The 18,112-nt window shown below is 60.9% G+C and carries 16 protein-coding genes and 2 pseudogenes; 11 read left to right on the top strand and 7 right to left on the bottom strand.

Annotated elements, in window-relative coordinates; all coding sequences use genetic code 11:
- Positions 1–126: 126 nt before the first annotated feature.
- Positions 127–1,533, top strand: a complete 1,407-nt coding sequence (locus tag C4J83_RS25530; RefSeq protein ID WP_124418459.1) for an amino acid permease — start codon at positions 127–129, stop codon at positions 1,531–1,533.
- Here C4J83_RS25530 and C4J83_RS25525 read toward each other — a convergent pair.
- On the bottom strand, positions 1,479–2,369 hold the full coding sequence (locus tag C4J83_RS25525) for a LysR substrate-binding domain-containing protein (protein WP_106578189.1): 891 nt from the start codon (positions 2,367–2,369) through the stop codon (positions 1,479–1,481). The genes C4J83_RS25530 and C4J83_RS25525 overlap by 55 nt on opposite strands.
- A gap of 238 nt (positions 2,370–2,607) precedes the next feature.
- Here C4J83_RS25525 and C4J83_RS25520 point away from each other — a divergent pair, with 238 nt between their 5' ends.
- The 5 genes from C4J83_RS25520 to C4J83_RS25500 all read left to right on the top strand — a co-directional run bounded on the left by C4J83_RS25520 (position 2,608) and on the right by C4J83_RS25500 (position 7,663).
- Complete coding sequence (locus tag C4J83_RS25520; RefSeq protein WP_124418458.1) at positions 2,608–3,372, top strand: sulfite exporter TauE/SafE family protein; 765 nt, start codon at positions 2,608–2,610, stop codon at positions 3,370–3,372.
- 123 nt (positions 3,373–3,495) lie between these two features.
- Positions 3,496–4,086: an NADPH:quinone oxidoreductase MdaB gene (gene mdaB / locus C4J83_RS25515; protein WP_106578191.1), complete on the top strand. Its 591-nt coding sequence runs from the start codon at positions 3,496–3,498 to the stop codon at positions 4,084–4,086.
- Between the two features lie 31 nt (positions 4,087–4,117).
- Entirely contained in the window at positions 4,118–5,014 is an 897-nt protein-coding gene (locus tag C4J83_RS25510) for a LysR family transcriptional regulator (RefSeq protein WP_124418457.1), read from the top strand.
- Positions 5,015–5,117: 103 nt separating this feature from the next.
- The gene (locus tag C4J83_RS25505; protein WP_124418456.1) at positions 5,118–6,011 is read left to right on the top strand and encodes an NAD-dependent epimerase/dehydratase family protein; all 894 of its coding nucleotides are present in this window, start codon (positions 5,118–5,120) and stop codon (positions 6,009–6,011) included.
- A 206-nt stretch (positions 6,012–6,217) separates the two neighbouring features.
- A complete protein-coding gene (locus C4J83_RS25500; RefSeq protein WP_106578195.1) occupies positions 6,218–7,663 on the top strand; it encodes a SulP family inorganic anion transporter in 1,446 nt (481 codons plus the stop codon).
- A gap of 4 nt (positions 7,664–7,667) precedes the next feature.
- On the opposite strand, the gene C4J83_RS25495 is transcribed toward C4J83_RS25500, so the two are convergent.
- Positions 7,668–8,060, bottom strand: coding sequence for a lysozyme inhibitor LprI family protein (locus C4J83_RS25495; protein ID WP_106578196.1), 393 nt, complete (start codon positions 8,058–8,060; stop codon positions 7,668–7,670).
- A gap of 247 nt (positions 8,061–8,307) precedes the next feature.
- Between C4J83_RS25495 and C4J83_RS25490 the strand changes: the two genes are divergently transcribed.
- The 4 genes from C4J83_RS25490 to C4J83_RS25475 are packed head-to-tail and all read left to right on the top strand — an operon-like array spanning position 8,308 to position 12,407.
- Positions 8,308–9,657: a GntT/GntP/DsdX family permease gene (locus tag C4J83_RS25490; protein ID WP_164487961.1), complete on the top strand. Its 1,350-nt coding sequence runs from the start codon at positions 8,308–8,310 to the stop codon at positions 9,655–9,657.
- A gap of 26 nt (positions 9,658–9,683) precedes the next feature.
- A complete protein-coding gene (locus C4J83_RS25485) occupies positions 9,684–10,544 on the top strand; it encodes a MurR/RpiR family transcriptional regulator (protein ID WP_119736703.1) in 861 nt (286 codons plus the stop codon).
- 1 nt (position 10,545) lies between these two features.
- A complete protein-coding gene (locus C4J83_RS25480) occupies positions 10,546–12,009 on the top strand; it encodes an N-acyl-D-amino-acid deacylase family protein (protein WP_124418454.1) in 1,464 nt (487 codons plus the stop codon).
- Positions 12,010–12,038: 29 nt separating this feature from the next.
- On the top strand, positions 12,039–12,407 hold the full coding sequence (locus tag C4J83_RS25475; RefSeq protein ID WP_106578200.1) for a glyoxalase superfamily protein: 369 nt from the start codon (positions 12,039–12,041) through the stop codon (positions 12,405–12,407).
- Positions 12,408–13,049: 642 nt separating this feature from the next.
- Here C4J83_RS25475 and C4J83_RS31215 read toward each other — a convergent pair.
- Together C4J83_RS31215 and C4J83_RS31210 are read right to left on the bottom strand one after the other, a co-directional pair.
- Positions 13,050–13,643: pseudogene (locus C4J83_RS31215) on the bottom strand (methyl-accepting chemotaxis protein); the annotation flags it as partial.
- A gap of 309 nt (positions 13,644–13,952) precedes the next feature.
- Positions 13,953–14,969 (bottom strand): annotated as a pseudogene (locus C4J83_RS31210) (methyl-accepting chemotaxis protein); the annotation flags it as partial.
- Positions 14,970–15,260: 291 nt separating this feature from the next.
- On the opposite strand from C4J83_RS31210, the gene bamJ reads away from it, so the two are divergent.
- Positions 15,261–15,878: a BamJ family beta-barrel-assembly machinery protein gene (gene bamJ / locus C4J83_RS25465; protein ID WP_106578202.1), complete on the top strand. Its 618-nt coding sequence runs from the start codon at positions 15,261–15,263 to the stop codon at positions 15,876–15,878.
- Positions 15,879–16,013: 135 nt separating this feature from the next.
- Here the strand turns inward: bamJ and C4J83_RS25460 are convergent, their stop codons facing one another.
- The 3 genes from C4J83_RS25460 to C4J83_RS25450 form a co-directional block, all read right to left on the bottom strand.
- On the bottom strand, positions 16,014–16,271 hold the full coding sequence (locus C4J83_RS25460) for a PA4570 family protein (RefSeq protein ID WP_003194088.1): 258 nt from the start codon (positions 16,269–16,271) through the stop codon (positions 16,014–16,016).
- Positions 16,272–16,431: 160 nt separating this feature from the next.
- A complete protein-coding gene (locus C4J83_RS25455; RefSeq protein ID WP_017254008.1) occupies positions 16,432–16,773 on the bottom strand; it encodes a zinc ribbon domain-containing protein YjdM in 342 nt (113 codons plus the stop codon).
- A 204-nt stretch (positions 16,774–16,977) separates the two neighbouring features.
- A complete protein-coding gene (locus C4J83_RS25450) occupies positions 16,978–17,946 on the bottom strand; it encodes a polyprenyl synthetase family protein (protein ID WP_106578203.1) in 969 nt (322 codons plus the stop codon).
- Positions 17,947–18,112 lie beyond the last annotated feature (166 nt).

The raw sequence follows: 18,112 nt of genomic DNA, 5'->3' as shown, positions 1-18,112 counted from the left end.
CGAAAGCGGTGGATCAGCCAGCACGTGTAGTGACCGGCACTGCGCATTCGCGAGCAAGCCCGCTCCCACAGTGGATCTGCATCTATATCCAAACTGTGCAATCACAATAATAAAGGGGCACACCACGTGACCACACCCGACAATGGTTTTGCAGAGATCACCCACCGCGAACTGGGCCTGAGGCGCCAGCTCACTTCCGGCCAGATGAGCATGATCGCCATCGGTGGCGCCATCGGCACCGGGCTGTTCATGGGCAGCGCCTATGCGATCGGCTATGCCGGGCCCAGCGTGCTGGTGAGCTACGCCGTCGGCGCGCTGATCACCTTGCTGTTGATGGGCTGCCTGGCGGAAATGACGGTGGCGCATTCCACCTCGGGCTCATTCGGCGCGTACGCTGAGTTTTATATCGGCCCGCTGGCCGGGTTTCTGGTGCGGTACGCCTACTGGGCCGCGATTGTGCTGGCGGTGGGCGCCGAGGTCACGGCGGTGGCGATGTACATGAAGTATTGGTTCGCCAATGTGCCGGAGTGGGTGTGGATCGTGTCGTTTTCCAGTGTGCTGATCCTGCTCAATGCCATCAGCGTGAAGACCTTCGGCAATTTCGAATACTGGTTCTCGACGATCAAGATCAGCGCCATCGTCGGCTTCATCATTCTTGCGGTGTACGTGGTGTTCGGCTCCGGCAACCCGCAGTACGGCGTGCAGAACTACACCGCCCACGACGGCTTTTTCCCGCATGGCTTGAGCGGCATGTGGATCGCGGTGATCGTGTCGATCTTCAGTTACCTGAGCGTGGAGATGATCGCGGTGGCCGCCGGTGAAGCCGCCGACCCGGAACAGGCAGTGAAGAAAGCCTTTCGCGCGACCATCGTGCGGCTGGTGGTGTTCTACCTGCTGACCCTGGCGCTGATGCTGGCCATCGTGCCGTGGAACCAGGCCGGTCAGACCCAGAGCCCGTTCGTCACGGTGATGCAGACCATCGGCATTCCCGGCGCCACCGGAGTGATGAATTTTGTGATTCTGATCGCGGCGCTGTCGGCGATGAACAGCCAGCTCTACATCACCACGCGCATGATGTTCAGCTTGTCGCGGGCAGGCTTTGCGCCCAGGTCGATGGGCGCCTTGAGCAAGAGCGGCATTCCGCTGAACGCCTTGCTGCTGTCCAGTTCCGGCATTGCCCTGGCGACCTTGCTGAACGTGGTATACCCGCAAAGCTCGTTCACACTGATGATGGCGATCTCGATGTTTGGCGCGATCTTCACCTGGTTCATGATCTTCCTCACGCACCTGTTTTTCCGCCGCTACCGCAAGCGCCATGGCGGGGCGAAGCTGTCGTTTCAGCTGCGCCTGTTTCCCTACAGCACGCTGCTGGGCCTGGTGCTGATGGGCGCGGTGATGATCACCACGTATTTCACCGAGGCGTTCAAGATGACGCTGGTGTTTGGCGTGCCGTTCCTGCTGATTCTGTCGGCGGTGTATTACGGGTTTTTCCGCAAGGGCAGGGCGAGGGCATCGAACAAAGCCTTGGCGTAACCGGGCAATTGTTCGAAGGAGCGCGCGCATAACAGCAGCGTGCGGCGGGCCCACTCTTCGTGCAGCGGTTGGGCTTTGAAGCGACGCTGCAGCGGCCAGCGCTCCAGTGCCGCTTGGGGCACGATGCCCAGGCCGGCGCCGCCCGCGACCATGCGAATCAACCCATCAAAACCATCGGCGCGGATACGGGTTTGCAGGCGAAAGCCGGCGTGCAGCGCCTGTTCCTCCAAATACACCGCCAGCGCGCTGTTGGCGGCCAGGCCGACGTAGTCGTATTGCAGGCTGTCGATGAAACTCGCCGTCGTCAGCGGATGGTCGAGGGGCATGATCAGTACGAGCGGGTCATCGCGAAAGGGCAGGGTTTGCAAGCCGTGGGTGTCCACTGCGTCGGAAATGATGCCCAAATCCGCGGTGCCCTGACGCAAGGCCTGGGTGATGCGCAGGCTCGGCAGTTCTTGCAGGTCGATATCGAGGTTGGGGTGTTCGCGCAGAAAATCGGCAAGCAATTCGGGCAGGTATTCACTCAGGGCGGTGGTGTTGCACAGCAGGCGCACCTGGCCTTTGACGCCGTTGGCGTATTCGGCGAGGTCTTGTTGCAGGTGTTCGGCTTGTTGCAGCAGCAAGCGCGCGTGGCGGGCCAGGGCTTTGCCCGCTGGCGTCGGTGTGACACCACGGCGGCCGCGCTCAAGAAATTCGATGCCCAACGACGCTTCCATCGCACGGATGCGCGCACTGGCGGCAGCCAGGGATAAATGGCTGCGCGCCGCGCCGGCGGTGATGTTGCCGGTGTCGAGAATGTGCAGGTAGAGGCGCAGGTCGATCAGGTCAAAGTGCATGGCTGGGTCTCTCGGGTGACTGAACTGGCCTCATCGCAGGCAAGCCAGCTCCCACACTTGGATTTGTGAACACATTTGAAAAGTGGGAGGCAAGCAGCCCCACACTTGAATTTGTGAACACATTTCAAGTGTGGGAGCTGGCTTGCCTGCGATGGCGCCCTCAGCCTCATGAAAAACAAGAGGCTGCCTCAGTATATGGCGAATTTTCATAACCGCCTTAACACCCCACAATCGACCGATGATTTCCTTCCTAGAGTTCTACCAAAACCTCGGCCCCGCTTTAACGCTGCTGGTACTTGGCACTTTCCTGCTGGCCGGTACCGTCAAAGGCGTCATCGGCCTGGGCCTGCCGACCGTGGCCATGGGCATGCTCGGCCTGGCTATGCTTCCGGCGCAGGCTGCGGCATTGCTGATTATTCCGTCGACGGTCACCAACCTGTGGCAACTGGCATTCGGCGGCCACTTGAGCGCGTTGCTCAAACGCCTGTGGCCGATGCTGCTGCTGATTTTCCTCGGCACCGGGCTCGGCACGCTGTGGCTGGGCATGGACGGCGGCCATTGGGTCGTTCGCGCGTTGGGTGGCGCGCTGCTGGTGTATGCGTTGAGTGGGTTGTTCCTGCCCACGTTCAAGGTGCAGCCTCACACCGAGCGCTGGCTGGGACCTCTGTGCGGGCTGATCACCGGCATCATCACCTCGGCCACCGGCGTGTTCGTGATTCCTGCGGTGCCGTATCTGCAAGCCTTGGGCTTGAACCGTGATCAGTTGGTGCAGGCGCTGGGGCTGTCGTTCACCGTTTCCACATTGGCGCTGGCGGCGGGGCTGGCATGGCGTGGCACCCTCGGCGGCGGCGAAATAAATGCCTCCATACTGGCCCTGCTGCCTGCGCTGTTGGGCATGTGGTTGGGCCAGGCACTGCGTCAGCGCATCAGTGCGGTGCTGTTCAAGCGGGTATTTTTTATCGGCATGGCGCTGCTCGGTGGCCATTTGCTGATCAGCGGTTAAATCAAGAGTACGGCGTTATTCGTGCGTTTTGATCAAATGTATTTTGCCGCACCGCTGCTTATTCCGAGGGTTGAATGTCGATAGCCTGCCGGCAGACATTTCTAACCCTTTGGATTCGCTCCCATGAAAAAAGTACTCCTGCTCAACGGCGGCAAGAAATTCGCCCATTCCGACGGCCGCTATAACGCCACCCTGCATGAAGCCGCCGTGGCGGTGCTGGACCGCGGCGGTATCGACGTCAACGTCACCCACATCGACGAAGGCTACGACGTGGCCGAAGAAGTGGCCAAATTCCTCTGGGCCGATGTGATCATTTACCAGATGCCCGGCTGGTGGATGGGCGCGCCGTGGATCGTCAAAAAGTACATCGACGAAGTCTTCACCGAAGGCCACGGCAGCCTCTACGCCAGCGATGGCCGCACCCGTTCCGACTCGTCGCAAAAGTACGGCAGCGGCGGCCTGATCCAGGGCAAGCAGTACATGTTGTCGCTGACCTGGAACGCGCCGCAGCAAGCCTTCGACGACCCGACCGATTTCTTCGAAGCCAAGGGCGTGGACGCGGTGTACTTCCCGTTCCACAAAGCCAACGAGTTCCTCGGCATGACCGGCCTGCCGACCTTCCTGTGCGTGGACGTGATGAAACGCCCGGCCATCGAGGCGGACGTGGCGCGCTACGAGCAGCATCTGGCGCAGGTGTTTAACCTGTCGGTGTAAGCTGCTACCCACCGATCAAGAAGGACAGCCTGTGAAAGCCCGATCCGATGAGTTACAGATCTTCGTCAGCGTGATTGAGTGCGGTTCGATTTCCGCCGCGGCGGAGCAGGTTGGGCAGACGCCGTCGGCGGTCAGCCGCACCCTGTCGCGCCTGGAAGCCAAGCTCGACACCACGCTGATCAACCGCACCACGCGGCGCATGGACCTGACCGAAGAGGGTAAGTACTTCTTCGAGCAGGCCAAGGTGATCCTGGCGCAGATGGATGATCTGGAAGAGCGCCTGTCGTCACGCCAGAAAAACCCGGCCGGGCGGCTGCGCATCAACGCCGCCGTGCCTTTCATGCTGCACGGGATCGTGCCTTACATCGCCGAGTTTCGCAGCCTCTACCCGGAAATCCAGCTGGAGCTGAACAGCGATGACTTGATCATCGACCTGCTGGAACAGAGCACCGACATTGCCATCCGTATCGGCGCCCTGGCCGATTCCACGCTGCATGCCCGGTCGTTGGGCTGTACGCCGCTGCATATCCTCGCCAGCCCCGACTACCTCAAGCAGTTCGGCACGCCGACCACGGTGGCCGAGTTGGCGGACCATACATTGCTGGGCTTCACCCAGACCGAAACCCTTAACCATTGGCCGTTGCGCCATGTGGAAGGCGACCGTTGGCTGATCCAGCCGAGCATCGCCGCCTCCAGTGGCGAAACCCTGCGCCAGTTGGCGCTGGAAGGGCAGGGCATTTGCTGCCTGTCGAACTTCATGACGGTCGAAGACATCAATGCCGGGCGGCTGGTGCCGGTGCTGGAGGCGTTTAACAGTGGTTATCGCCAACCGATCCACGCAGTGTTCTATCGCAACTCGCAATTGGCGTTGCGCATCCAGTGTTTCCTGGACTTCATTCAGACCAAGCTGGCGCGGTATGCCTGCTGATTCGTGACCTGTGCGCAAGATTGAATTGGGCAATAGGGTCTTATTCGACAGGGATGAGTCCTCGATACTGGACCCATCACTTACCCAGTCAGGAGCACACTCCATGAATGTATTCGTTACCGGCGCAGCAGGTTTTATCGGCGGCTCCATCGCCACTGGCCTGGTCAAGGCTGGCCACACCGTTACCGGCCTGGTGCGTAGCGCCGAGCAAGCCGCTGAAATGACCGCCCTGGGCATCACCCCCGTGATTGGCACCCTGGATGACGCTGACATGCTGACCGAGCAGGCCTCGAAGGCCGATGCGGTCATCAACGCCGCTAGCAGCGACCATCGCGCTGCCGTGGAAACCTTGCTGGCCGCCTTGAAAGGTTCGAACAAGCCCTTCCTGCACACCAGCGGTTCGAGCATCGTTGGCGATGCGTCGGGCGGTAAGGCCAGCGATGTCATCTACTTTGAGGACACGCTGCCGGCGCCGACCGTCGACAAGGCTGCACGCGTGGCCATCGACAACCTGATTCTGGCGGCGGCCAAAGACGGCGTGAATTCGGCGGTGATCTGCAACACCCTGATTTACGGCCACAGCCTGGGCGTGAAGCGTGACAGCGTGCAATTGCCGCGACTGCTCAAGCAGGCGCGCAAAAGTGGCGTGGTGCGCCATGTGGGCACCGGGCAGAACATCTGGTCCAACGTGCACATCGAAGACGTGGTGGCGCTGTACCTGCTGGCGCTTGAGAAGAATGTGCCGGGTACCTTCTACTTTGTGGAAAGCGGTGAAGCGGCGTTTGTCGACATGACCACCGCCATCGCCGAAGCGCTGAACCTGGGCAAGCCACAGGATTGGCCATTGGCCGAGGCTGAAGCCGAGTGGGGGTATGAAATGGCCAACTATGGCCTGGGCTCCAACAGCCGCGTACGTGGCAAGCATGCCCGTGAGTTGCTGGGCTGGGCGCCGAAGCGTACGTCGGTGGTGGAGTGGATTCGCAACGAAATGGTGTGATGTTCGCTTAGCACCGCGGTGCTGCCTTCGCGAGCAAGCTCGCTCCCACATTTGACTGCATTCCACTGTTGGAACGCGGTCAAGTGTGGGAGCGGGCTTGCCTGCGATGAAGGCGCCTCGGTCATCTGTTGTTACGCTTTACTGGCCCCACTCCCTGCAATTCCGTACCATTCCCCGCCTTATCCCCCGCAACGCCCTGGTACCTCATGAACCTCACCCGTCTGCGCGCCGATGCCCTGGCCGGCCTCACTACGTCCTTTGCGCTGCTGCCCGAATGCATCGCCTTCGCCCTGGTCGCCCACCTCAACCCGCTGATGGGGCTCTACGGTGCCTTCATCATTTGCACCCTCACCGCGTTATTCGGTGGCCGCCCCGGTATGGTTTCGGGCGCCGCGGGGTCGATGGCGGTGGTGATCGTCGCGCTGGTGGTGCAGCACGGCGTGGAGTATTTGCTGGCGACGGTGTTGCTGGGCGGGCTGATCATGGTCGCATTCGGTCTGTTGCGCCTGGGCAAGCTGGTGCGCATGGTGCCGCACCCGGTGATGCTCGGTTTCGTCAACGGCCTGGCGATCATCATCGCGCTGGCGCAATTGGAGCATTTCAAAAGCGGCGAAAGCTGGCTCAGCGGCGAGCCGTTATACGTAATGATCGGCCTGGTGGCGGTGACCATGGCGATTGTCTACTTGCTGCCGCGCCTGACGCGCGCTGTGCCGCCCGCGCTGGTGGCGATCCTCGGCGTCGGTTTGGCGGTGTACCTGCTCGGCTTGCCGACGCGCACCCTCGGCGATATGGCCCACATCGCCGGTGGCCTGCCGACCTTCGCGCTGCCGCAAATCCCCTGGACCCTGGAAACCCTCGGCATCATCGCGCCCTACGCGTTCCTGATGGCGATGGTCGGCCTGCTGGAAACCCTGCTGACCTTGAACCTCACCGACGAAATCACCGAGACCCGTGGCTACCCTGACCGCGAAAGCGTGGCCCTGGGCGCGGCGAATATGGTCTCGGGCCTGTTCGGCGGCATGGGCGGTTGCGCGATGATCGGGCAAACCGTGATCAACTTGAGCTCCGGCGGGCGCGGGCGTTTCTCCGGGGTGTTTGCCGGGGTGATGATCCTGTTGTTCATTTTGTTTCTGTCGCCGCTGATCGAGCGGATTCCGCTGGCGGCGCTGGTGGGCGTGATGTTTGTGGTGTCGCAGCAGACCTTTGCCTGGGCGTCGTTGCGGGTGATCAACAAAGTGCCGGTCAATGATGTGCTGGTGATTCTGGCGGTGACGGTGATTACGGTGTTTACCGACCTGGCCACGGCCGTGCTGTGCGGCATTGTGATTGCGGCGCTGAATTTTGCCTGGCAACAGGCGCGCGAGCTGTATGCCGATGAACATCTGGAAGCCGACGGCAGCAAGCTGTACCGCCTGCATGGCACGTTGTTCTTTGCCTCGACCACGCCGTTTCTGAACCAGTTCGACCCGGCCAACGATCCGGCTCAGGTGACGCTGGATTGTCGTCACCTGAGCGTTGTCGACTACTCGGCGATTGCCGCGCTGATGACCTTGCGAGAACGCTACCGCAAAGCCGGCAAACATCTGCGGGTGCTGCATTTGTCCGAGCGCTGCAAGAAGCTGTTAAAGCGTGCGCGCGTTCATCATGAGTAACTGATCACGGCCCGACCAGGTCTTCGAGTTCCTGCGCGCGGGTCTGAGTCATGTCCAGCACGCAGCCGGAGCCGTTGACCTGGTCGATGGTGCCGCCCGTGGCACTGCCGGCGAAGGCGCAATTGGCGTCACGGTATTTGAGCCACAGGCGCTGCACGTCCTGCAGCTTCTGCTTGCGGTCGCCTTCCTGGGCGGCCAGGGCGGTTTTATAGGCTTTGTTCAGGCGATCGTCCTGAACCTTGGTTTCCTTGACGTTGCAATTGACCATGTCGACGGTGGTGTTGGCGCTGTCCATGCATTTTTTCAGCGCCGCATTCTCGGCGGCCGAGGCGCTGGTGCAGAACGCCAGCAACAGCGCGCTGGCGGCGAAAGGAACAAGCAGGGTCTTGCGATTCATTGTCGGGATTCCTGATCGACGGTAGGGCTGCCCTCTCAGACTCGGCCCTTATGGTTGAGTTTCGGCGCGGCAAAAACTTCATGTAAGAACACCCCTCGGATTTTCATCGGCTGGCGCTGGGCATGTCCCCAAGCGACAGCACTTATCCGTGGGCGAAAATTACTTTCATAAAAATTGAAAATTTAATCGAGGAATGATTTATGAGTTTCACAACCAATTCGACGTGACCCTTTCCAAGGAGTACCGCATGGCCGCACCACTGGGCTTGGGGCTGTTGGCATACGCTGCCATCGCCATCATTGCATTGATCGTGCTGATCGCACGTTACCGACTCAACCCGTTTATCGTCATCACCTTGGTGTCCATCGGCCTGGCGCTGATGGCCGGCATGCCGGCAGACACGATCATGGGCTCGTACGAGGCGGGCGTGGGTAAAACCCTGGGGCACATTGCTCTGGTGGTGGCGCTGGGCACCATGCTCGGCAAGATGATGGCCGAGTCCGGCGGCGCCGAGCAGGTGGCGCGCACGCTGATCAACCGCTTCGGCGAGCGCAATGCGCATTGGGCGATGGTGTGCATCGCGTTCCTGGTGGGGCTGCCGCTGTTTTTCGAGGTCGGTTTTGTGTTGCTGGTGCCGATCGCCTTTACCGTGGCGCGGCGCGTTGGGGTGTCGATCCTGATGGTCGGCTTGCCGATGGTCGCCGGTTTGTCGGTGGTGCATGCGCTGGTGCCGCCACACCCGGCGGCGATGATGGCGGTGCTGGCGTATAACGCCTCGGTTGGGCAGACCGTGCTGTACGCAATTTTGATCGGTATTCCCACGGCCATCATCGCCGGCCCGCTGTACGCGAAGTTCATCGTGCCGCGCATTCACTTGCCGGCGCAGAACCCACTGGAACGCCAGTTTATCGAGCGCGAGCCGCGCACCCGTCTGCCGAGCTTTACGTTGACCATGGGCACCATCCTGTTGCCGGTGGTGCTGATGATGATCGGCGGCTGGGCCAATGTGATTTCCACCCCCGGCACTGGCTTTAACCAATTCCTGCTGTTTATCGGCAACTCGGTGATTGCGCTGTTGCTAGCGACCTTGGTGAGCTTCTGGACCTTGGGCCTGGCCCAGGGTTTCAACCGCGAGGCGATCCTCAAGTTCACCAATGAATGCCTGGCACCGACCGCCAGCATCACCTTGCTGGTGGGCGCGGGCGGCGGCTTGAATCGCATTTTGGTGGACGCGGGCGTCACCAACGAAATTCTCGGCCTGGCCCACGCCTTCCATCTGTCGCCGCTGGTGATGGGGTGGTTGTTTGCTGCGCTGATGCGCATCGCCACCGGTTCGGCCACGGTGGCCATGACCACCGCCTCCGGTGTGGTCGCGCCCGTGGCCATGGGGCTGGGTTATCCACACCCTGAATTATTGGTGTTGGCCACCGGCGCGGGTTCGGTGATCTTTTCCCACGTCAACGACGGCGGCTTCTGGCTGATCAAGGAATACTTCAATATGACGGTGATCCAGACTTTCAAGACCTGGACCGTGCTGGAGACGTTGATCTCGGTGGTCGCGTTCGGTCTGACTTACGGCCTGTCTCTGGTTCTATGAGCCTTATTGTGTAACCCGGAGCCCCGATGGACATCCTCTACCAGATCCGCGCCCGCCAGGATTCCTTCAGTGCCGGCGAAGGCCGTATCGCCAAGCTGATGCTCGATGACGTGGGCTTTGCCGCGTCGGCCAGTCTGGAGGAGTTGTCCCAGCGCGCCGAGGTCAGCACGGCGACCTTGTCGCGATTTGCCCGCAGCGTCGGCTGCCGCGACTTGCGCGATTTACGCTTGCAACTGGCCCAGGCCAGCGGGGTGGGCAGCCGCTTCCTGGACCCGGCGGGGTTGCCGGAGCAGTCGGCGTTCCATCGACAGATTCTCGGCGATATCGAATTGACCTTGCGTCAGCATCTGTCGGGGTTCAACCAGGCGAGTTTTGTCGATGCCGTCAGCCTGTTGGGCAAGGCGCGGATGATTCACGCATTCGGCATGGGCGGCCCGTCGAGCCTGTGCAGTGAAGAGTTGCAAGTGCGACTGGTGCGCCTGGGTTACCCGATTGCCGCTTGCCGCGACCCGGTGATGATGCGCGTCACCGCCGCGACCTTGGGCCCTGAGCAGGCGCTGATCGTGTGCTCGCTCTCCGGCCTCACGCCCGAGTTGTTGGACGTGGTGAGGCTGGCGCGCAATTACGACGCGCCCATCGTCGCCATCACCCTGGCCGATTCACCGCTGGCGCAGCTGGCGGATGTGTTGTTGCCGCTGCAGCCGGCCGAAACCAGTTTTATCTACAAGCCCACCGCGGCGCGCTACGGAATGCTGTTGGCCATCGACCTGCTCGCCACTGAGCTGGCGCTGGTCATGCCGGACGAAAACCAGGAACGCCTGCGTCGGATCAAGCTGGCCCTGGACGATTATCGCGGCGGCCCCGATAGCCTGCCGCTTGGAGATTGATATGAAGTACGACACGCTGATACGCCAGGCGCTGATCATTGATGGCAGCAACACACCAGGTTATGTCGCCGATGTAGGGCTGCGTGACGGGCGTATCGAGACAATCGGCGATCTGTCGAACGCCCAGGCTGAGCATGAAATTGATGCAGATGGCCGCGTCTTGGCCCCCGGTTTTATCGACGTACACACTCACGATGACACGGTGGTGATCCGCCACCCCCAAATGCTGCCCAAACTCAGCCAGGGCGTGACCACGGTGATTGTCGGCAACTGCGGCATCAGCGCCTCGCCGGTGAGTCTGCGCAGTGATCCGCCGGACCCGATGAACCTGCTGGGCACGCGGGAGGCATTCGCTTACCCGCGGTTTGCCGATTACCGCGCTGCCGTGGAAAGTGCTCACCCTGCGGTCAATGTCGCGGCGTTGATCGGCCATACGGCGCTGCGCAGCAACCATATGGACGACCTGCAGCGCACCGCCACGCCGAATGAAATCGCCGCCATGCGTGTGCAGCTGCGAGCAAGTCTTGAGGCTGGCGCGCTGGGTTTATCCACAGGCCTGGCCTACGCCAGCGCGTTTAATGCCGAGACCGATGAAGTGCTGCAACTCAGTGAAGAACTGACGGCGTTTGGCGCGGTGTACACCACGCATTTGCGCAGCGAATTCGAGCCCGTGCTGGAGGCGATGGACGAAGCGTTTTTGATCGGCCGACACGCCAAGGCACCGGTGATTATTTCCCACCTCAAGTGCGCCGGTGCGGGCAACTGGGGGCGCAGTCCGCAGCTGTTGGCGTCGCTGGAACTGGCGGCGAAAACCCACCCGGTGGGCTGTGATTGTTATCCCTATGCGGCCAGCTCTTCGACGCTGGACCTCAAGCAGGTCACCGACGCATTTCGCATCACCATTACCTGGTCGACGCCACACCCGGAAGTCGGCGGGCGCGACTTGCAGGACATCGCCGCCGAGTGGGATGTTTCGTTACTGGACGCGGCACGCCGCCTGCAACCGGCGGGTGCGGTGTACTACGGCATGGATGAAGCCGATGTGCGACGCATCCTCGCGCATCCGCTGTCGATGGTCGGGTCGGATGGCTTGCCGGAAGACCCGTTCCCGCATCCACGCTTGTGGGGCGCATTTCCACGGGTGTTGGGGCATTTCAGCCGCGATGTGGGGTTGTTTCCGCTGCACACGGCGGTGCACAAGATGACCGGGCTGTCGGCGGCGCGCTTTGGCTTGGCCGAGCGTGGGGAAATTCGTCAAGGGTATTGGGCTGACCTGGTGTTGTTCGACCCATTGCGGGTGCGCGACGTGGCGGACTTCAAGGAGCCCCAACGCGCGGCGGAAGGCATTGATGGCGTGTGGATCAACGGCGTGTTGAGCTACAGCGACGGGCAGGCCAATGGTCAGCGGCCAGGGCGGTTTTTGGCGCGCAGTGGGGATTTGCGTGGTGGGTTTTCGACTCTATAGTGGGCGCTTTCATACACGGAGCTGTGGTCATGCACTTAGGAAAAGTCACCCCCATTCTGCGGATATTCGACGAAGCCAAAGCGTTGGAGTTCTACGTCGACTTCCTCGGGTTCAAGGTCGACTGGCAGCATCGCTTCGAGGCGAATTTCCCGTTGTATCTGCAGGTGTCGTTGGGTGAGTGCGTGCTGCATTTGTCCGAGCATCATGGCGATGCGTCGCCGGGGTCAGCGGTGCGGATTCAGGCGCAAGGCGTGGACGCGTATCAGCAGCAATTGCTGGCCAAGGATTATCGGTATGCCAAGCCTGGCGTTGAAGAAACGCCCTGGGGCTCGCGGGAGATGAGCATCGGCGATCCGTTTGGTAATCGGCTGGTGTTTGTCGAGGAAGGCGAGGGCTGATCGGTCAATTGCAGGCAATAAAAAACCGCCTTAGTAGGGCGGTTTTTTATTGCAAACCGAGTGAGTGGCTGGGGTTGCTGTCTCAAAGGACGCATCGACCCGCGGGTGGATACTACCTGCCAGTCACATCGTCACGCAAGACGGAAAGGATGGTCGGCAGGGAGCGCTTTTCGGACTTCATCCCTGGACAGATTTGATCGCAAAAGCTTGCAATGAATCTATCGATAAATGCTGGATGTTTGACCACTGTTGGCCACACCTCCGGCAGGAATGTTGGTTAGGCTCTTCCTCGTTCTGCGTTTGTCGCTTTTCAGGTGAGCCGGGTATGCGCGCAATTCTGGACCGACCGCCACGGGCTAGTAATCCGTGCCGGATTGATGCGGAAGGACCACTAGCCCGGCCACCTCAAAGGACGCATTGACCCGCGTCCAAAGGCTCACGTGTTCCGGTAAGTGCGCTGGAGGTAAGGCCCAACGCTTGGAGGGCCGAGTATGTCTAAGTTTGCACGACGTACGTGGAACCTCGTAATGAGTGCCCTGCGTGGTTATCACGTGTGGACATTCCTGCGGGACAGCTTCGATGACCTGTAAGGTCTGAGAAGTGGAGCCGCCTCGGTTTCGGCCGAGGCGGTTTTTTGGTTTTTTAAACCCGGAAGTGGCTGACCATCTGCTGCAATTGGCTGCCCAGACGCGCCAGTTCCACGCTCGACTTGGCTGTTTCGTCGCTCGCCGTTGCGGTCTGCTCGGACACATCACGCACGTTCACAATGCTGCGGCTGATCTCTTCGGCCACGGCACTCTGCTGTTCGGCCGCGGCTGCAATCTGCTGGTTCATCGATTGGATGTTCGACACGGTGCGGGTGATGTTTTCCAGCGACACGCCGGCCTTGCGCGTCAGCTCAACGCTGCTGTCGGTGAGGCTGCGGCTGTTGTTCATCACGGTGGCCACTTGCTGAGTGCCGTTCTGCAGGCCGGCGACCAGGCCTTCGATTTCTTCGGTGGATTTCTGCGTGCGCTGGGCCAGGCCACGCACTTCGTCGGCGACCACGGCGAACCCTCGACCGGCTTCACCGGCACGCGCCGCTTCAATCGCGGCGTTGAGTGCCAGCAGGTTGGTTTGCTCGGCCACGGCCTTGATCACGTCCATTACGCTGCCGATCTTGTTGCTCTCTTGCTGCAGGTGCGTCATGGCGTCGGTGGAGCGCGCCACTTCAGCCGCCAGGCGTTCGATCTGGGCGATGGCCTCGGCCACCACTTTGTCGCCTGCGCGGGCTTGACCATCGGCATCGGCGGCGGCCAGGGACGCTTGCTCGGCGTTGCGTGCGACTTCCTGCACGGTGGCCGTCATTTCGTGCATCGCCGTGGCGACTTGATCGGTCTCGATCTTCTGGCTGTTGACGCCGGCACTGGTCTGCTCGGTTACGGCCGACAGTTCTTCGGCGGCGCTGGCGATCTGGGTCACGCCATCGCGAATACCGCTGATCAATTCACGCAGGGTGGTGCCCATGCGCTGGATGCCTTGTTGCAACACGCCCAGCTCGTCACGACGGGTCACCTGGATGTTGTGGCTCAGGTCGCCGGAGGCGATACGCTCCACCACGGCCAGGGTGTCCTGGATCGGGCGAGTGATTTGGCGGGTGATCACCAGTGCAGCAATGATGCCGACCAGCAGGGCGAGCAACGTGCTGATCAGTTGCAGGCTGCGGGCCTGGGTGCTTTCGGCGTCACGACGGTCCAGTTGAATGTCGTACAGTTTGTCGCTGATGGTGACGATATCGGCGCCTTGAGTGGTCATTTCGGCGCGGGCGCTGACGATGTTGGCGTTGGCCGCCTTGTAGCTCTGCACGGCGCTGCGATAGGCGCCCAGGGCGGCTTCCAGCGAGGTCAATGCGCTTTGCTGGCTGGTGCCGAACGCCGCGCTGAGGCCTTTCAAACCGCCGATGGCTTTCTCGATTTGCGCAGCGGCGCGAGCTTCGGTCTCGGCATTGACGGTGTTGGTGTAGCCGCGCACCTCGTAACGGGCCAACTGGAACTCTTCCTTGGCGTGAGTCACGGCCTGGTACTGAGTGAAGCGCTCCGGGCTGTCGGGCATCTGCTGCACGCTGGTATCCAGCGCATCGATCTGTGCGTTGGCGATGTCGGCTTTGTCGCCCATGACCTGGCGCGCGGTGTTGCCATTACGGTAGGCCTCACGCATTTTGTTCAGGGACTGCTGATACGCGGTGATGACGGCCTTCTGCTCGGTGAGCAGCTTGAGGTTTTCCGGGCTCTTGAAGCTGTCCAGCAGTTTCTGTTGCTGTGCGGCGAAGGCGTCGAGACTGGTCTGTACGTTCTGTGCCACGGCTTCGTCGCCGTTGGCCAGCATGTATTGCAGGCGCACGATGCGCAGCTTGGTCAGCGAGGCATTGAGCTGGGTGATGTCGCTCATCCAGTTGCTGCGGTCGATCAGGCCGCCCAGGCTGGTCCAGCCGGTCAGTGCCAGGATCGACGTGAGGACCAGCACCAGGCCGAAGCCCAGGCCGAGTTTGAGGTTGACGCTGATGTTGCCGAACCAGCTATTCATCGAATGCTCCGCAAGAATGATGTGTGTCTGCTGGACGGTGTTTTTTGTTTGAGCCAGCCAAAGTGTGTAGGGCTGTATCGGCGAAGGCGGGGGATTCTGAAATGTTTTTAATCTGGGTGCGACGAAGTGTCGCCATCGCCGCGGAGCAATCCATTCCCTGCCGGCCCTCAGAGGCCGGGGATGGGGGGCTCATCATCGGCCGGTCTTGTGTGCTAGTCTGCTGGCCCTTTTAGTTCAGGGCCGCCACGCAAAACAGCGTTTTTCGTAATGGCCCTACAGCGGAGCCTCTTCATGTCCGAAGTTAATCTGTCCACCGACGAAACCCGCGTCAGCTACGGTATCGGCCGTCAGTTGGGCGACCAACTGCGCGACAACCCGCCACCGGGCGTGAGCATCGACGCCATCCTGGCTGGCCTGACCGACGCGTTCGCAGGCAAACCAAGCCGTGTTGACCAAGAGCAAATGGCGGCCAGCTTCAAAGTTATCCGTGAAATCATGCAAGCCGAAGCGGCTGCCAAGGCTGAAGCCGCGGCTGGCGCTGGCCTGGCGTTCCTGGCTGAAAACGCCAAGCGTGATGGCATCACTACCCTGGCTTCCGGCCTGCAATTTGAAGTATTGACTGCCGGTACAGGCGCCAAGCCGACCCGTGAAGACCAAGTGCGTACTCACTACCACGGCACGCTGATCGACGGCACTGTGTTCGACAGCTCTTACGAGCGCGGCCAGCCTGCAGAATTCCCGGTTGGCGGCGTGATCGCCGGCTGGACCGAAGCCCTGCAATTGATGAATGCCGGCAGCAAATGGCGTCTGTACGTGCCGAGCGAACTGGCTTACGGCGCTCAAGGCGTTGGCAGCATCCCGCCGCACAGCGTTCTGGTGTTCGACGTCGAGCTGCTCGACGTTCTGTAAGACCTGATAGCACTGGCATCGGCTTTATGTGGGAGCCGGGCTTGCCCGCCATGCGACGACTCGGTCTGACGTCTTACCGAGTTGAGGCTATCGCAGGCAAGCCAGCTTCCACATGGGGCCTGTGTGTTGGCTCGCTCATGGATGGAACTTGCCATTGAGCTCCGTCGCCGGGCGCAACGCTCGGGCATAGCAGAACAGAAACAGATTACGCACCACTTCCTTCAGCACCCCAGGTTCACTGGAACTCAGGCCATTCACGTCCAGGTCGCCCTGGTCCTGCAGTTCATTCAGCGCTTCTTCTTCCAGCACTGCACAGACTTCTCCGGTTTCCCGATGCAGGATTCGCAGGTAGGGGTGTGGGCGGTCCAGCCAGGCATCTATCAAATAAGTCATGAGTCGTTCTCCTTGATGAGTTTCAATGAGAATAATTCTTATTCGTAGAATAGCAAGTGCCTATTGGCGGTTTCCTGGTTTTTCTGTGTGGATATTGCGCGTGATCAACGCTGAGGGCGAAACGCCATCCCGCGGCGGGCGCGGGATGGATGCAGCAGATTCAGACTTTACGGACGAACTCGGACTTGAGTTTCATCGGGCCGATGCCGTCGATCTTGCAGTCGATATCGTGGTCGCCGTCGCACAGACGGATGTTCTTGACCTTGGTGCCGACCTTGACTACCAGCGACGTGCCTTTGACCTTGAGGTCTTTGATCACGGTAATGGTGTCGCCGTCTTGCAGGACGTTGCCTACAGAGTCTTTCTTCACGGTTTCATCACCGGCTGCTTCGGCCTCGCCATTGGCGGACCACTCATGGGCGCATTCCGGGCAGATCAGCTGGGCGCCATCTTCGTAGGTGTATTCGGAATTGCATTTTGGGCAGGGTGGCAACGTGCTCACTAAAGCTCCTTGAAAGTCAGGAATGGCTAAAGTCGCACATTATATAGGGATTTGAGGCGCGAGCGGGGGAGTGGGTTGGCAGTGGGATCTGGATGTGGGAGCGGGGTTACTCGCGAAGGCGGTGGATCAGCTAAATATTTCTCACTGAACCACGGTTTTCGCGAGCAAGCCCGCTCCCACACAAGCCCACTCCATCAATCGTCTTCAGTGCGTACGCGCGACCGCGAACTCACTCAGTTCGACCAGGGCATCCCGGTATTCACTGGCAGGCAGGGCTTCAAGGCACTTGATGGCGCGGGCGACGTAGTCACGCGCCAGTTGCGCGGTGTACTCCAGGGAGCCCGAAGCTTCAACGGCTTCGCGGATGGCCTCCAGGTTTTCGATCCCGCCTTTCTGGATCGCCTTGCGCACCAGGGCGGCCTGTTCTGGCGTACCTTCGCGCATGGTGTAGATCAGCGGCAAGGTCGGCTTGCCCTCTGCCAGGTCGTCACCGACGTTCTTGCCCAGGGTCTCGGCGTCGCCCTTGTAGTCGAGCAGGTCGTCCACCAACTGGAACGCCACGCCCAGGTGATCGCCAAAGGTGCGCAGGGCTTCGGCCTGTTCGGCAGTGGCGCCGCACAGGGCGGCAGCACTGTGAGTGGAGGCTTCGAAGAGCATCGCGGTTTTGCCGCGGATCACTTCCATGTAGGTTTCTTCGGTGGTGCTGGCGTCGCGGACCTTCGACAGCTGCAACACTTCGCCTTCGGCGATGATGCGCGTGGCTTGTGAAAGAATCTTCATCACCGGCATCGAGCCCAGTTCGACCATCATTTCGAACGAGCGCGAGTACAGAAAGTCGCCGACCAACACGCTGGGGGCGTTGCCCCACATGGCATTGGCGGTCTCACGGCCACGACGCATGCCGGACATGTCGACCACGTCGTCATGCAGCAGGGTGGCGGTGTGCAGGAATTCGATAGTGGCGGCCAGCAGGCGCAGGTCATCGCCTTCGCGGCCCAGGGCCTTGCCACACAGCAACACTAATAAAGGACGCAGGCGTTTGCCGCCCGCCGACGTAATGTAGTCGCCAATTTTGGAGACCAGCGGCACTTTAGAAGTCAGCTGCTGCTTGATGATGCCGTCGACGGCGCTAAAATCGTCCGCGACCGCGCGGTAGAAAGCTTGGGGTTGCATCAGCGACAGTCGCTCCAGAAGGGTTGCGCGGCATGCTAGGACCCTCACCCCCGGGTGTCAAGGCGCGATAGACGGCCTCTTGCAACGCTCCGTTGCCTTGCGTACAATCGCGCACCCTGAACTTCCTGGGCAGCACCTGCCTTACGCAATTGCATTCGGGACGTCC

The sequence above is a fragment of the Pseudomonas sp. LBUM920 genome, assembly GCF_003852315.1.
GTDB lineage: Bacteria > Pseudomonadota > Gammaproteobacteria > Pseudomonadales > Pseudomonadaceae > Aquipseudomonas.
Note: the sequence above shows the minus strand (reverse complement) of the source record. Positions and strands in the feature narration are given on the sequence as shown.

Bases quoted from the DNA above. Each gene is read 5' to 3' on its own strand.
- C4J83_RS25525 (WP_106578189.1), bottom strand. From the start codon at position 2,369: ATGCACTTTGACCTGATCGACCTGCGCCTCTACCTGCACATTCTCGAC.
- C4J83_RS25520 (WP_124418458.1), top strand. From the start codon at position 2,608: ATGATTTCCTTCCTAGAGTTCTACCAAAACCTCGGCCCCGCTTTAACG.
- mdaB (WP_106578191.1), top strand. From the start codon at position 3,496: ATGAAAAAAGTACTCCTGCTCAACGGCGGCAAGAAATTCGCCCATTCC.
- C4J83_RS25505 (WP_124418456.1), top strand. From the start codon at position 5,118: ATGAATGTATTCGTTACCGGCGCAGCAGGTTTTATCGGCGGCTCCATC.
- C4J83_RS25500 (WP_106578195.1), top strand. From the start codon at position 6,218: ATGAACCTCACCCGTCTGCGCGCCGATGCCCTGGCCGGCCTCACTACG.
- C4J83_RS25495 (WP_106578196.1), bottom strand. From the start codon at position 8,060: ATGAATCGCAAGACCCTGCTTGTTCCTTTCGCCGCCAGCGCGCTGTTG.
- C4J83_RS25490 (WP_164487961.1), top strand. From the start codon at position 8,308: ATGGCCGCACCACTGGGCTTGGGGCTGTTGGCATACGCTGCCATCGCC.
- C4J83_RS25485 (WP_119736703.1), top strand. From the start codon at position 9,684: ATGGACATCCTCTACCAGATCCGCGCCCGCCAGGATTCCTTCAGTGCC.
- C4J83_RS25480 (WP_124418454.1), top strand. From the start codon at position 10,546: ATGAAGTACGACACGCTGATACGCCAGGCGCTGATCATTGATGGCAGC.
- C4J83_RS25475 (WP_106578200.1), top strand. From the start codon at position 12,039: ATGCACTTAGGAAAAGTCACCCCCATTCTGCGGATATTCGACGAAGCC.
- bamJ (WP_106578202.1), top strand. From the start codon at position 15,261: ATGTCCGAAGTTAATCTGTCCACCGACGAAACCCGCGTCAGCTACGGT.
- C4J83_RS25460 (WP_003194088.1), bottom strand. From the start codon at position 16,271: ATGACTTATTTGATAGATGCCTGGCTGGACCGCCCACACCCCTACCTG.
- C4J83_RS25450 (WP_106578203.1), bottom strand. From the start codon at position 17,946: ATGCAACCCCAAGCTTTCTACCGCGCGGTCGCGGACGATTTTAGCGCC.